This is a genomic window from Haloferax sp. Atlit-48N, assembly GCF_003383015.2.
In the GTDB taxonomy this organism is placed as follows: domain Archaea; phylum Halobacteriota; class Halobacteria; order Halobacteriales; family Haloferacaceae; genus Haloferax; species Haloferax volcanii.
Genome location: NZ_CP137689.1, coordinates 2,392,458 through 2,406,350, shown reverse-complemented (window position 1 = coordinate 2,406,350; position 13,893 = coordinate 2,392,458). Strand labels below are relative to the sequence as shown.

Sequence of the window (13,893 nt, the reverse complement as noted above, 5' to 3'; positions counted from 1 at the left end):
TTATGACTCTTTGATAGTATTTAGAGTACAAATGCCTGACCATCCAAATATTGCGGTAGTGGTTCTAGATACGTTGCGCTACGATACGTTTGACGAATTTTTTGACTGGATACCAGGAACATCATTCACAAATGCTTATTCTACGTCTCATTGGACGATACCTGCACATGGCTCACTGTTTACAGGACTCTATCCAAGTGAAGTAGGAGTACACAGTCAGTCGCTATCACTAGATTGTGATGAACCAACGATTGCCGAAGAGTTGCACGATTCTGGGTACTATACAAGGAAGTATACTGCAAATTTGAACATTCATCTTTGGGATGGCTGGGATCGAGGCTTCGATGAGAATATCGGTCCTAATGAGTTGGCGTCATACTATGACGTTGACACCCTTGATTTTAGTAAGTATTTATCACAATCTGATGACTCTGGACTCTCGCTGTATCTATCGGCAATATTAGAGTGCATTAAAGGAGATCACTCGACGATCTATTCTCTGCTTGATGGCACTCGCCGGTATTTTGAATCAAAAAAGAGGGGCGGTGCTGAGTCAGTATTACGCCAACTCGAAGATGAGACATTTGATGATGGTGAATTTATGTTTATTAATCTGATGGACGTTCACGTCCCGTATTACCCTCCAAAAGAATACCGGACGCTTTCGAAAGAAGTGTCCACTAATAACTGGGAACCATTTGTTGGTGACATATCTAATTTATCTGATGCAAAGATAGCATATAACGACGCTGCTAACTATTTATCAGATATGTATAAAAAAATATTCTCAAAGTTGAATGAAGAATTTGACTATATTATCACGCTTTCTGACCACGGGGAAATGCTGGGTGAGTTTGATATGATTGATCATACATATGGTGTCTATCCTCAATTGAGTCACATTCCCTTGGCAATTTCCGGTGATAATGTTACTGAATCAACCATTGATGTTCCAGTGAGTATACTGGATGTTCATGCCACCATCGCAGACTTAGCGGGGATAGAATGTCAAACACATGGGCAGAGTCTGTTAAATGATCCACAGGGAAAAAATCGATTAGTGGAATACCATGGATTCTTACCCTGGCTCAAGGAACGATTTGTTGAGAAAGGCGTCTCAGAGGAGACGTACGAAGAACTAAACCAGCCATTGCATGCCTGTGTTGATAAAGACGGTAATTATTCATTTGAGACACATTCTAACGGACTCATTGTGGGAGATGGCTTACAGCATCAAGAGGCAAGAAGAGATATAGATTCTCTTGTTGATCAACTTACTGTCCGTGAGGTGTCTACTGATAATTCTAGCGTTGAAGACTCTGTAATGGACCGACTAGAGGATCTTGGTTATGCGTGATTTGCATCATGGGAGTTATGATACAGTATAGCGATTTAGTGATTATGCTGCTAACACGTTCGCACAATACAGCAATACACAATAGTGTAGCTCATCATAACGATTATGTCAATACCAAGCGTCTATATAATACAATCCGGTAATGCAGCAGTCTAATATCGCTCGTCACCAGTTTATTGCCTCCCGCTTACTAGGGATCGTTGCGTGCATTTCTGTCGTTGTTGCTGCTATTTTTGCTCACACAACTCCAGCAGTCGCGTATGAAGTCAATATCTATTCGTCGACACCCATCGGTTTTTGGGTAGGTTTAGTGGGGTCAATACTGACTGCACTTATCCTTTGTCTGTACTATCGCTCTCGATTAGCAGTACCAATTGTTGTACTTGATCTGGTTCTTCTTACATCGCTCCCACTAATGCGTGGTTATGCATTTTTCGGACTTTACGACGCTCTGGTTCACCTTGGGTGGACACGTGATCTACTACAGGGAACTAGGCTCTATGATGTGTCTCTGTATCCGGCGATGCATATGTGGTCAGCAGTTGTAATTCGATTAACTGGACTGGAACCCAACCATGTACTGATGCTCTCTATCCCGATAATCGTAGTTTCATTCGGATTATTCTCGATACTCCTTACTAGATCTCTTTCAGCGTCGGAATTATCACCTCAAGTCGCACTCTTTGTTCCTTTAATGTTGCTGCCGTTGATGCCCGTTAAATTACCAAAACTTCAAGCAGTACCAACTGTGTTTGGGCTTTTTTACTCAATAACTCCCGTCTATTTCTTAATCCAATATTTCACTTCCGAGAGATGGGAGAATCTGTTATTATTCTTACTCACAGGTATCGCACTGATCTATATTCATCCTCAGCAGTCATTGGTTGTCGCTGCTATCTTATGTGCATCTGTGGTTGTCCACTTCTGGCGAGTGAAGGAAATACACAAGAGTACAGCCATTGTAACTGTCATTTATCTCTGCATATCGGTTAGCTGGATGGTATCTCGACCGGGATTCCGCGGGGCGGTACAAAAACTTATTATCCGCTATTTGTCATACTCCCCAACAAATACAGCTGTATCTACGGCTACTCCATCCGGCCTAACTGCTGTTGGTGGGAGCTTCGTTGAAATCACTGCAAAACTGCTTTCAGTACCAGTATTCTTTATTGCGCTTTCGGTTGTTGCTGCCTTCATCCATGGCCAACGAGTCTTCCGACGAGAGAGTAACCGAAACGATGTTTTGATTACAATCGTGTTTATTGGGCTTGTCCCGATTGCAGTCCTCTCAATGGTATTCCTAGCCGGCGGCGCAATCTCTCAGACACTACGATACGTAGGTGCTGGATTAGTGTTTGCCGGAGTCCTAGGTGCGGTTCAGATCACCTCAATATCGAGTCTTGTTGTTCGGGCTGGAGGGACAGTTGCTCAAGGACGTAAGGTGATAATGGTAATCTTGGCTATCTGCCTTATTGTCTCAATGCCAACTGCATACAAGAGTCCATATCTGTATCAACCAACAGGCCACGTTACCGAGTCGCAGTTAGTTGGCTATAAGCACACATTTGATACTCAGGACTCACGAGAGTTGATTAGCACATACACAAGCATATACCGATATTACACGGCAGAGTATGGCACACTACGTGTTCGCCGTGGGGAAGATATTGAACGTGGGAGAAAGCTGCTGGGGCGACCAGATAATCCCCGGAATGCACCTAGTGATATCCCAGCTGCTTTCGCCTCCTATCATTACAAGAATGTTACGTCGCTATCTGGGTATTCACTAATAGTAACTGATTACTCTGTCAGCCGGAATGTGGACCTCTATGATGGTCGTCGCTATCGATCTGAAGACTTCGATAAAATTAATTCTTCACCACACCTCAACAAGGTGTACTCAAATGGCGGATACAAACTCTACACCGTAGGTCGGGAACCAGACCAATCTAACGATATATAATGCCAACTTCTTGCTATGGCTACTCCGCTCCTCGGCCACCAGTTGATATCAACTTATCAGCGGTCGACGGTAATTACTCGTCTGCGGTTCTGTTGAAATCTTTCAAGCTTGACATTGGAGAGAGCGCTCCTTCTGGCTAGTTTCCGTAGATCACAGTGAAAACTAGTCTCTCAAGAAATCGCAAGGCGGCAAGAGGGTTTCAACAGAGCCAATAACTTCTTTTCGATAACTTCGATTGAGGATACTGTCAAAATGAAAACCCTGGAAGTCATGAAAATTAGAGGCGATCAAAGATTGATCGTTCAGATTAAACCGATTTTTTCACCGACCCCAACAAGAACGACCCAAACACCATCTGCAACCCGATCACCACAGCCACGGTCGCCACAACATCAGCAACCGCGATAGGCAACGCACTAAACCCACTCGTCACCCACGTAACGGCCAAGAACCCACCGTAGGCCAGCCCACAGAGCAACACCACAGACCCAATCGTCGCCCCACGCTCCAAGGAAATTCGCTCCGTAAACCACGTCGTAAACGGATCGGAAGCTCCACGAACCGGGTCAGACGACACCGTCGAGAAGGCCCCGAACAGCATCAACTGGAAGCCGGCGAGCGTCAGCAGGCCACCACCAATCCCGGTGTGAATCCCGAACTGCGCCCCACCGAGCTCCACACCGCTCCAGGCCAACACCAGCGCCAACACGCCAATCACGGACAGCCCGAACCCAGGCGCGGAAAACAGATACCCCGGCGCGTTCACGAGCATGAACCGGACGTGTCGCCAGCCGTCGGGGAAGCTCTCCAGATTGGCCTCGCCCTCGCGGGGGTGGTAGGTAATCGGCTTTTCTTTAATCTCCAAGTCCTTCGCGCCGGCTTCCATAATCATCTCGCTGGCGAACTCCATGCCCGTCGACGAGCAGTCCATGGTCTCCCAGGCGTCGCGGCTAAACACGCGCATCCCACTATGCGCGTCACTGACGCCAGCGCCGTAGAAGACGTTCAAGAACTTCGTCAACAGTGGATTCCCGACGTGTTCGTGCAGCGGCGGCATCGACCCGGGGAGAATCTCGCCCTCCAGTCGCGACCCCATGGCCATGTCGGCGTCGCCGGAGCGAACCATGTTCAACAGCTTGGGAAGCTCCTCGAAGTCGTAGGTGCAGTCGGCGTCGCCCATGGCGATGTAGTCGCCGCGGACGCGCTCGAACGCGTACAGATACGCGTAGCCGTAGCCCTTGCCGTCGGGCTCGATGACAATCGCCCCATTTTCCGCCGCAATCTCGGGCGTGCGGTCGGTCGAGCTGTCCGCGACGACGACCTCGCCGTAAATCTGCATGTCTTCGAGGGCGGCTTTGACCCACTCGATACACTGGGCGATGCCACCCTCTTCGTTGAGGGTTGGCATCACGACCGAGAGGGTGGGTGCGATATCACTGTCTGCGGACAGCAGTAGCTCGTCACCGCTGAGGTGGATGTCCGAGGCAGACTGCCCGTTCGTCGCTCCCTGCTGTGGAGCGTCTACGGGGGATTCTGATTGGGATCTCGTGCTCATTTACTGGATTCCTCCGTGTCACTAGTGGGTGTGCCTGCGAGGGGCTGCAAGCGTACACACTCCGAGTTGACGCGTACTATCAGATAGACGAAAGCACACCTATAAAGAATTTGGCCTCTTACGACTTCCAGGATATCCTAGGACTTACGAGACCTCTATAGTGAGAGCCACGGACCGAGGAGTTCAACCGCAAAATCCACAGGTATGTCATCAAAAAATCTCTATATTTCCACGACTGTTCAGGACGGGTCGAGGGTATCCACGCGCTGTGACGCCGAGGCTGAGCGGTCGCCGCGGCCGAACTCGCACCGAGTCGTCGGTGGGCGTCGAGCGCGGCACAACCGCCTGACGACGGCGTGTCGCTCGTGGTCTCCCGCGGCGTACCGGTGCGTTTGGGACCACAGCACTAACGGACATATGGCTGTTTTATCTAGCTGCTGTTACGGCTCGTCGACACGCTCGCAAAAAAGTTGGTCAGTGGTTCGTTCAGCCGTTGTACGTCCAGCTCTGGAGCGTCGAAGAGCTGGAGCCGGAGTCGGAGGTCCAGATAATGCGGACCGTTTCGCCGGAGTCGAACGAGTTGCCGTTCGCAGTGACGGTAATCGAGCTCCCTGCGGTAATTTCGGTCGCTGAACCGTCGATGTCCGCCCAGGTGTCGCCGTCGTCACCCACGGGTCCCGAGATAGAGACGCTGTCTGCATCAATCGAGGTTCCGCTTTCGTGGGTAATCGTGAGGTTTCCTGACGTGTTGGTGTAGTCGAAGTCGAAACTCGCTTGCGGCGACGTTTCGCTGACTTGGTCGCCGAGACCGAGGACGAACGTGCCGATGACGGCCGCGAGGATGACCGTAATCGCGACCATGAGAATCACACCGATAACCGGTGAGACGGCGGAATCGTCGTTGAAGAGAGTTGTGAGTTGCATTGGAAATTCCTGCGCCCGGACAGGGAGTGGTCGACGCGCGATGCCGACAGTCGAAGCGACGTTCCGTTCGGCGCTCGTCGACGATGTGACCACCTGCGGGGCTTAGCTAGCCGTTCGAACGGCTTGCTATTAAAAGCAGATTGAGCAATCGTAACATAGCACGGGCGGTCTGCACCGGGGTCGTCGCGGGTCGGCCGACGCGGGCCGCGCCTGCCGTCCGCTCATCGTCGTCAATCGGTGGCGGTCCATCCGTTGTCGCAGTCACCACGCACGCGACCGCATCGGCAACGAGCGAACGCTGTGTGGGGACACTTTGACGGCCAAAACCCTCAAATACAGATATATTATCCACTTCTGATGGATAAAATCGGACTCCAAATCCGTCATCTGAATATGTATGAAAAAGCGAATTTAAACACGAATATTCTCTAAAAACATACACTATATAGGGGGAATACGTAGTCAAAATCGAATATCTGAACACACTACTCATGCTCTCCTGCTGTGAATTATATCTGAGAAGCGATTAGATTCAAAATTAATCCGAATATTTACGATTTCCATCACGGCAGACGTGCGACGCAAGATGACTCGTCGGTCGCCTAGCCAGTCGTCTCGGCGGGAGACCCACAACACGCGGGACCGGCCCCGGTTGCGGTGAGAAGAGCGTCAGTCGGCGTCGTTCTGTTCCGTTCGGTCAGCCACTCCGTCCCACGCACAGAGTTGCAGCGCGTTCCGGAGGTGGAAGTCTTTCTCGTCGGGATCGTCCGTTTCGAGCGCTTTGTAGAGGTGATCTTTGGTCTGCTCGACGAACCGGGACGGCCCACTCATCGCTGTGACGCCCCCATATCAGTCGTTCCCTGCCCAGGGACATCCCGAGTGCCGCGACGTACCAAATTGTACAACCCAACCATCATGTCTAATAGCTAATCTAATCTAAAAAGTGTTTCTAGACCGTCTACCTCTTACGTGCTGTCTTCTCGGTGCGTCCTGATTCAAGCCGGGGCACTGATAATTCTGCGACACGAAGACGCGAGGACCTGACTCCCAGTCGGCTTGAGACGGTTGAACTGGGACGCGGCCCGAGTTGGCCGAGGAAACCGGACCGTAGTACTAGTCTCGGGCGAACCCGACCTGGTAGTAATCGGGCGTTTCGGGGCAATCTTTTTTCTTTCGCGTCCAGCGGTACGTGCTGTCCGTGTCGATGCTGTTGTCTCGCGTGTAGATTCGGAGCAGTTCCCCTTCGAGCGGGCCGCTCTCGTATTTGAAGTTCCACCACGGGAACGGGAGCGCGCCGCCTTTCCCCGGGGGGAACCGTCCGCCTTGGCCGTTACACCGGAACGGAAGCGAGTCATCGCGACAGGAGCCGTCGGGCGTCCGGTTGTCGCACGTTTCGGCTTCGAGAATGACGAACGACTCCTCTGGGTAGTACTCGTCTTCCTTGACGACCGCTTGGCCGCCTTTGCCGTTGGCGGCTGCTGTCCCCGTGGCGAGGAAGAGCGCCCCCGCACCGGCTGACGCTTGCAGCACCCGTCGGCGCGAGACTCCCTCGGAGCCAGACGTCTCCCGGTCGGCGGCCGACGTATCCGGCGAATTTGACAGTGGCATCATACAGCCCACTCGGACGACGCTAATCAAGATTCCGTCAGACAGCTGTTCGCTGGCTGTCGTGTCGAGCCCGACGCCATATTTATAATGATTGTTGATGAATTACATGGTGGAGGTCGCTACGGATGTACAATCAACACGGGGGAGTGCCCGACGATGACCAATCAACACAGCAAGTAATCCAACCCGCGGAGATTAACGCGACTGAGCACTACGTTTGTAGCCTCATCGGTCTCGTCACTATGGTCGGAGTGGTCGTTCTCTTTACTCCGCTTTTGGTCGCACTCACGCGACCCTTCCAGCAACTGTCGGCTACCGCCTTCGTCTTCGTCCTCGCGACGGTCTGGTTGCTCGTCTGGCTGGGGACGGAACTGGTATGGGAATGGCAAACCGGACGACTCTTCCACTGAGTCGCTTTTCAGCTAATCTCGGTCGCGAGCGGCGGGAAAGCACGCCGACATCGGCCACTTGTCAATTATTCATCGAATCCACCGAGTCTTCCCTCACCGAGTATTAGGCTGGCCTAAAAATCGATGGCTTTTTATTTATTTAGGCAAGCCTAAAGTCTGCATGACAGCGAAAATCGACCGCGAAACGGGCGGAGTAGTTGGATTAGTAATGATTCTTTGTTTACTCACGGTTGGAAGTGTAGTGGGTGCTGCGGCAGCGGCACCCGCGCATACCGCCGTTACCGGAGTGAGTGTCTCCGAGGAGGACCCCGAAACTGGCGACCGTATTATAATCACACCGACAATTAGTCATTCTGGGTCGGGGAGCGGCAGCTTCGAAGTCACGGAGGTAACGGTGGAGGACAGCTCTGGAACGAAACATAGCGAAGCGAACCAAATCGGCGTGCTCGGCGCTGGCGACACCGCCGAAGTGCCGGTGAGCGCGCGCTTCGACACTGCCGGTGATAAGCGACTGACGGTGCACGTCCGCGGTCGCTATTACGACTCCGACGGTGCGACCTCGGAAATCGTCCACCTCAAGCATCCGGTGTTCGTCACGGTCTCGGAACCGAGCACGTCGACGACGGTTCCGCCCCGCGTCCACATCGAGACGCACAACGCAGTCGCCGAGACTGACACCACCGTGACCGTCACGGTGTCGAACGGTGACGACGAGGCGCTGACGGACCTGTCGCTTCGACTCGACTCGGTTGACGGCGAAATGCAGAGCCGGACCGCGATCACGCCGGTTCTCGCCGCGGAGAACTCGACGACCTACGAGTTCACGGTCGAACCGTCCGAGGCGGGCGAAACCGCGCTCAAGGCGACGCTCCGCTACAACGACGGCGAATCCGTCGAAGCGTTCGACACCGTCCAGGTCGAGTCGCTTCGGGACGACGTGTCGGTCTACGCGACCGCCTTCGAGGAAAACGACACGGTCTCCGTTCGGTACCGCGTCACCAACCACGGGAACGCACCCATCGACGACGTCGTCATCTCGGGCGTGTCGAACGAATCGCAGCTGCCGACCACCACGCTCCAGTCGGTCGATGCCGCGACTTCGAAGACGGTCGTCGTCGACGTGAACGAGCGCCCGTCGAGCACCGCAACGGTCGCGGCAACCTACGACATCGGCGAGACGTCTGGCCGGGCGACGCAGTCGGTGCAGTTCGATTCGTCGGCAGCTTCGACAGGTACGAACGCGCTCACCGTGAACCTCGGCAGCGCAGACCCGTCGAACACGTCGACGTTCCTCCTGAGCGGCTTCTTCGGCGGGCTCGTGGTGACCGCACTGTTGTTCACTGGCCGCCGGTGGGTCCGAGACGACTGAGAGCTGAGCACTGAGCCCGTACACTCCCGTCGGTCGGTCCCCGCTGTCCCTCCCGTCGCCGTGACGTCCCTTCTTTCCGACAGCAAGCGACCCGCGACTGTCACCTCGCGTAACGTACTCGCACTAGCTGCCAGCACCGCGTGTGCCGTCGAACTCAGCGGTAAATCCGATCAGCGAGGTGCTCTTGAATCTCGCTGTGCAGCAGTTCGCTATCGATTGACTCTGTCGTTGCTTGCCGAAACAGGACCCCATCGACGAATGTGATGATGTGCTCGCTCGTCCGCTCCGGATTCACCGGCTTGAACTCGCCTTGGTCGATTCCTGCTTCGATTGTTTCGGTGAGCCGCCGTTTGATGTCTTCCTCTGAGTCGGTGAAAATGGCTCGATAATCCGGATTCGAAATCGATTGCGTCCGTAGTTCGACGTACGTCTTTGCGAGCTGTGTCAGCTCCGTCCCCGACTCACACCCCACCGGCGGAATCGTGATAAACAGCGTCAAAAAGTGTTCGAGCTCGTCACGGGGTGTTGTCTCTTCCTGCCCGAATATCTGCTCAAGAAACCGCTCGTGAGCGACATCGAGGAACTCTGCCAGCAATGACTCCTTGTCGTCGTAGTAGTGGTAGATAACCGATTTGCTGATGCCGACCCGGTCAGCGATTTGCGAGATGGAGATCCCATTGTATCCGGACTCGAGTACTATCTGGTGGGTCGCTTCGAGGATCGCCTGCTGTGTCTGGTGGCGATCGGAGTCTGCTGAATCCGAGAAGTAGGTCATAAATTCCGTTATCGTCAGTACGAGGCTAACGAAGCTAGCGCCGATTCGAAGTTAAACGTGTCGTTAGCTGGGACAGCAGTCCGAGAAATCGCGCAACTCCGCGCGGTCGTGGGGCGACCCCCAGTGTTCGCCGCCGCTCTGTGGCGCCGTCTCGCGACGTTTATCGACCCCCGTGCGTTCACGCGTCGCCCGAGTCACCTGCGTCCGCAACGGCTTGGAGCGCGGTCAACTGTGCGGTCGGGTTAATCCCGCCGAGGAGGACTAACACGCTGAGGGCGTCCGCATCCGGCCGGGGGTCGTCGCCGTTCCGAACCTCCAGACTCCCCGTCTGCTCTTCGATCCAGCCTTGGTTCTGACTAATCGCGTCTCGGTTGAGCCATGCCGGTCGCCCGGTGATAACGAGCAGGCCGCGGGACGCAGAGCCGATATCGCAGGAGAGCGTCAGCTGTCCGCGGACGGCTTCCCGCGTCTGTGTCGTGATTCGGTTGAGCGAGTCGATCTGGTCGACGGACTCGGCGTCGTCGCCGACGAGTCGCTTGAGACGCCCCACCACGCTCGTATCGCGCGGCGGGAGCGGGCGCTCGGAGTACCCCAGCGTTGCGAGTCCGCCGCCGCGAAGCGTGTTCATAATCTCCGAGGCGTCGACGACGCTCGCGCCGACGTCGTCGGCGGTCGTGACCTCACCCGCTGCGAAGAGCGTGCCGAGACGGCGTGCGAGCTCCGCGTTGAGCGTGTCGTACGTCTCGTCGGAGATCGGTTCGTCTTCGTTTTTGACCCACGCCGCCGTGTCGAAGCCGAAGACGTGGTCGGTCTTCGACACGAGTTGGCGGAGCGACCGCAACGTGTTCGACGCGCGCTGTTGGTCCGTCGTCGCCGTCGAGAAGATGCCGACGCCGTACACCGGCTGGTCGTACACCTCCGAGAGCCGCTCGGCGAGCACCGCGGCGGTCGGGCCGCCGGTCCCGCCGCCGAGACCGGCACAGACGACGAAGGCGTCGCTCGCTGCAATCGGCGCGTCGTCGGTCGGTTCGAGGAGTTTTCGATGCTCGTCTGCGGCGGCGGCAGCGCCGCGCTCGGCGTCACCGTCGAAGCCCTGTCCGTTGGTTTCGGTCGCACCGAACAGCACGCGTGCGTCTTCGGGAATCAGCTCTAAGGCGTCGAGGTCGGCCGCGGTCGTATCGCAGGCGGCCGCGCCGCTGATGAAATCCGGCTTGCGCTGTCGTTCGTACTCCAGCAGTTGTTCGACGACTCTCCCTCCTGCCTTCCCTGCTCCAAAGCAGAACACGTTCATGTTGTCTGCTCTGCGACGTACCGAGCGAAAAAAATCCCGGTCTCCCGCGGCTTCGCGCGACGCCCCGTTGGACTCCGGGACGTGCCGGCGGTTCGGCTTTCAGCGTGAGCGTCGTCGGGGTTACACCGCACCGCCGGCGCCGTCCGGGCCGCTCGCCGCGTCGGTCGACTCGGCGTCCTCGCCGTGGACGAGTCGCGCCCAGACGACGAGTGCCGGCGGTAAGACGACGAGCGATGCCACGTACGAGTACAGAATCGAGACCCCGGTCAGGAGCCCGAACTGCCCCAGAATCGGCGTGATTGCGATGACGAGCACGCCGATGCCGGTCACCGTCGTCAGCATGCTGCCGGTCAGCGCACCGCCGGTCCCGCGCACCGTGTCGGTCAGCGCGGCGAACACGTCGGTTCCCTTGTCGTACTCCTCGGCGAAGCGGTGGACGAGGTGTGCGGAGTAGTCGATGCCGAGACCGATACCGATCGATAGAATCGTCCCGGTCATCACGTTGAACGGGATGTCGAGATACCGCATCGTCGTGGCGATAGCGGCGACGGTCACGACGATTGGGACCAGATTCACCACGCCGAGCGAGGGCCGCCCTTCCAGCAGGGCGTAGATGAGGACCAGGAAGACCGCCGAGCCGGCGAGTGCGAGCACAAGGCTGATGAACGCCGACTGGGCGATGACGTCGGAGACGGCTTTCAGGATGACGACGTTCCCGGTGGCCGTCGCTTCCACGCGGTAGCGGTCCGCGACCGTGCGCGTGTCTTCGGTCACGTCGGCCTGGCTGGCGTCGGATTCGACCGCGTACTCGACGCGCGCGGAGGTGTAATCGTCGGTGATGTAGTTGAGCGCCTGGTCGCGGGCCGGCGACGCAAGGAGCGCGTCGTATATCTGCTTGAGGTTGTCGTCGGGGATGCCGTTCGCGTCGCGGTCGTTCCGCGCGACGAGCGCCGCGAACTCGGGGTCCCGCTCCGCGTAGCTCTGGATGACGGTGACGATACTCGTCTCCCGCGCGTGGCCGTCGTCGACGACGAAGCTGTCGGGGGGGCTGTTCCCCGCCCGCCAGATGGATTCTAAGGTACCACCGTCCGTCAGCGACCCCTCGACGTACACCGTCGTGACGTCTTCCTCGCCGGTCTGGAAGTTGTCTTCGAGGAAGTTCGTCGTCTCGGTCACGGTGTAGTCACGCGGTTGTAGCTGTTGAGGGAACAGTTCGAGATACTCCGGGTTGTCCTCCGGCGGGAGGAACGAATCCTGCGTGAAGCGACTGTCGACGCCCGACCCGTAGTACCCCATCCACGCGGTACTCACGACCAGCAGGACGAGGAACGCCTTCGGGGCGAGGCGCGCGATGTGAATCCCGACCGGGAGAATCTTCCCGAGGACCGAGTCTTCCGCACCGAGTGGCTCGGACCCGAACTCGGGGAAGCCGACCCGCTCTCGGAGGCTGTCGAGATACACCTTCGCCGCCGGCAGGAAGATGCCGAAGATGAAGAAGGTAAACACGATGCCGACGGCCGCGACGATACCGAAGTCGCGGATGGGCCCGAGTTCGCTCGACGCGTTGGCCGCGAAGCCGATGACCGTCGTTCCCGTCACGATAGTGAACGCGACGAGAAGTTGGTCGGTCGCCGTCCGCATCGACTCGTGGATGCCGAAGCCCTCGGTCCGCTCTTCGCGGTAGCGATTGATGGCGTGAATCCCGAAGTCGATGCCGACCGCGAGGAGAAGCGGCGGCACCGCGATGAGCATCTGTGAGAACGCGATTCCGGCCAAGCCCATGAAGCCGAACGTCCAGAGGACGGCCATCGCCAGCGAGATGACCCCGATCAGGAGGTCGATTGGGTCGCGGTACGCGAACACCAAGAAAAACAGGATCAAGACGACCGCCGCCGGCACGACGAGCGCGAGCGAATCGCCGATGACCGAGGAGAACTCCTCGGAGAGGATTCCGCTGCCGAACACCCGGATATCCCCGCCGACGGAGCCGACGATGAACTCGGCGTGTCGTTGAATCTCCGTCAGCGGACTGTCGCCGCCCGTCCCGGCCGAGTCGGACACCTCCGTCGTGAGCGAGTGCGTGACGATGCCGATCGTCGCGGACGCCGACGCGGAACGCGCGTTGAAGTCCTCGCTCAGACTCGACCGAACCGACGGGTTTTGTTCGACGGCGACTTGGACTGCGCGGTCGATTTCCGTCGGCGTCGCCTGTTCGACGGCGTCGATCTCTTCGTCGATGGTTGTCGCCGAGGGGTCTATGGCTCTGGCGACGGCGCGGGCGACGCTCGTCGTCTGTACGACAGATAGCTCGGGATTGGCCTGCAACCGCTGTTGAGCCTTGAGCATCCTGAGTAGCTCGGGCTTCGACAGGACGTTCGACCCCGATTGGATGAGCTGTGTCGTACCGGTGTCTTCCTCGAACGTCACCCGCTCGAAGTTGTCGTTGACCTCTTCGAACGCTTGGTACGCGGCGACATCTTCGGTAAACTGACTGGTTCCAGACGAGGTTCCAGACTGTCCGAGTCCGGCGGAAAACCCCGCCGAAAGCAGTAAGAAGACGAGGAGCACCGTCTTCGGCTGGTCGACTATCCAGCCGTCGACGACGTCGATGTAGTGCTGGTAATCGATCTGGAGGTCCATT

At 56.6% G+C, this 13,893-nt stretch carries 11 protein-coding genes; 4 read left to right on the top strand and 7 right to left on the bottom strand.

What is annotated here, in order from left to right; all coding sequences use genetic code 11:
* The first annotated feature begins 31 nt into the window (after positions 1-31).
* Both DEQ67_RS12800 and DEQ67_RS12795 read left to right on the top strand, forming a co-directional pair.
* On the top strand, positions 32-1,357 hold the full coding sequence (locus DEQ67_RS12800) for a sulfatase-like hydrolase/transferase (protein ID WP_158543166.1): 1,326 nt from the start codon (positions 32-34) through the stop codon (positions 1,355-1,357).
* 142 nt (positions 1,358-1,499) lie between these two features.
* Positions 1,500-3,320, top strand: coding sequence for a hypothetical protein (locus DEQ67_RS12795; protein ID WP_147301776.1), 1,821 nt, complete (start codon positions 1,500-1,502; stop codon positions 3,318-3,320).
* Between the two features lie 307 nt (positions 3,321-3,627).
* Here DEQ67_RS12795 and agl6 read toward each other — a convergent pair whose 3' ends face one another.
* The 4 genes from agl6 to DEQ67_RS12775 all read right to left on the bottom strand — a co-directional run bounded on the left by agl6 (position 3,628) and on the right by DEQ67_RS12775 (position 7,407).
* Entirely contained in the window at positions 3,628-4,875 is a 1,248-nt protein-coding gene (gene agl6, locus DEQ67_RS12790) for a low-salt glycan biosynthesis hexosyltransferase Agl6 (RefSeq protein ID WP_115891423.1), read from the bottom strand.
* 486 nt (positions 4,876-5,361) lie between these two features.
* Positions 5,362-5,799, bottom strand: coding sequence for a type IV pilin (locus DEQ67_RS12785; RefSeq protein WP_115891424.1), 438 nt, complete (start codon positions 5,797-5,799; stop codon positions 5,362-5,364).
* Positions 5,800-6,468: 669 nt separating this feature from the next.
* Complete coding sequence (locus DEQ67_RS12780) at positions 6,469-6,630, bottom strand: hypothetical protein (RefSeq protein ID WP_004041948.1); 162 nt, start codon at positions 6,628-6,630, stop codon at positions 6,469-6,471.
* Positions 6,631-6,912: 282 nt separating this feature from the next.
* Positions 6,913-7,407, bottom strand: coding sequence for a hypothetical protein (locus DEQ67_RS12775; protein ID WP_231896127.1), 495 nt, complete (start codon positions 7,405-7,407; stop codon positions 6,913-6,915).
* Positions 7,408-7,532: 125 nt separating this feature from the next.
* On the opposite strand from DEQ67_RS12775, the gene DEQ67_RS12770 reads away from it, so the two are divergent.
* Together DEQ67_RS12770 and DEQ67_RS12765 are read left to right on the top strand one after the other, a co-directional pair.
* Positions 7,533-7,817, top strand: coding sequence for a hypothetical protein (locus tag DEQ67_RS12770; protein ID WP_008605530.1), 285 nt, complete (start codon positions 7,533-7,535; stop codon positions 7,815-7,817).
* A gap of 394 nt (positions 7,818-8,211) precedes the next feature.
* Positions 8,212-9,186 carry a CARDB domain-containing protein gene (locus tag DEQ67_RS12765; protein ID WP_115891425.1) on the top strand — a complete coding sequence of 325 codons (975 nt, stop codon included), beginning with the start codon at positions 8,212-8,214 and terminating at the stop codon, positions 9,184-9,186.
* Positions 9,187-9,340: 154 nt separating this feature from the next.
* On the opposite strand, the gene DEQ67_RS12760 is transcribed toward DEQ67_RS12765, so the two are convergent.
* The 3 genes from DEQ67_RS12760 to DEQ67_RS12750 form a co-directional block, all read right to left on the bottom strand.
* Positions 9,341-9,961 carry a TetR/AcrR family transcriptional regulator gene (locus tag DEQ67_RS12760; RefSeq protein ID WP_115891426.1) on the bottom strand — a complete coding sequence of 207 codons (621 nt, stop codon included), beginning with the start codon at positions 9,959-9,961 and terminating at the stop codon, positions 9,341-9,343.
* Positions 9,962-10,139: 178 nt separating this feature from the next.
* Entirely contained in the window at positions 10,140-11,252 is a 1,113-nt protein-coding gene (cetZ6, locus tag DEQ67_RS12755) for a tubulin-like protein CetZ6 (RefSeq protein WP_006601223.1), read from the bottom strand.
* A 120-nt stretch (positions 11,253-11,372) separates the two neighbouring features.
* Positions 11,373-13,892, bottom strand: coding sequence for an efflux RND transporter permease subunit (locus tag DEQ67_RS12750; RefSeq protein ID WP_004062810.1), 2,520 nt, complete (start codon positions 13,890-13,892; stop codon positions 11,373-11,375).
* Position 13,893: the final 1 nt, after the last annotated feature.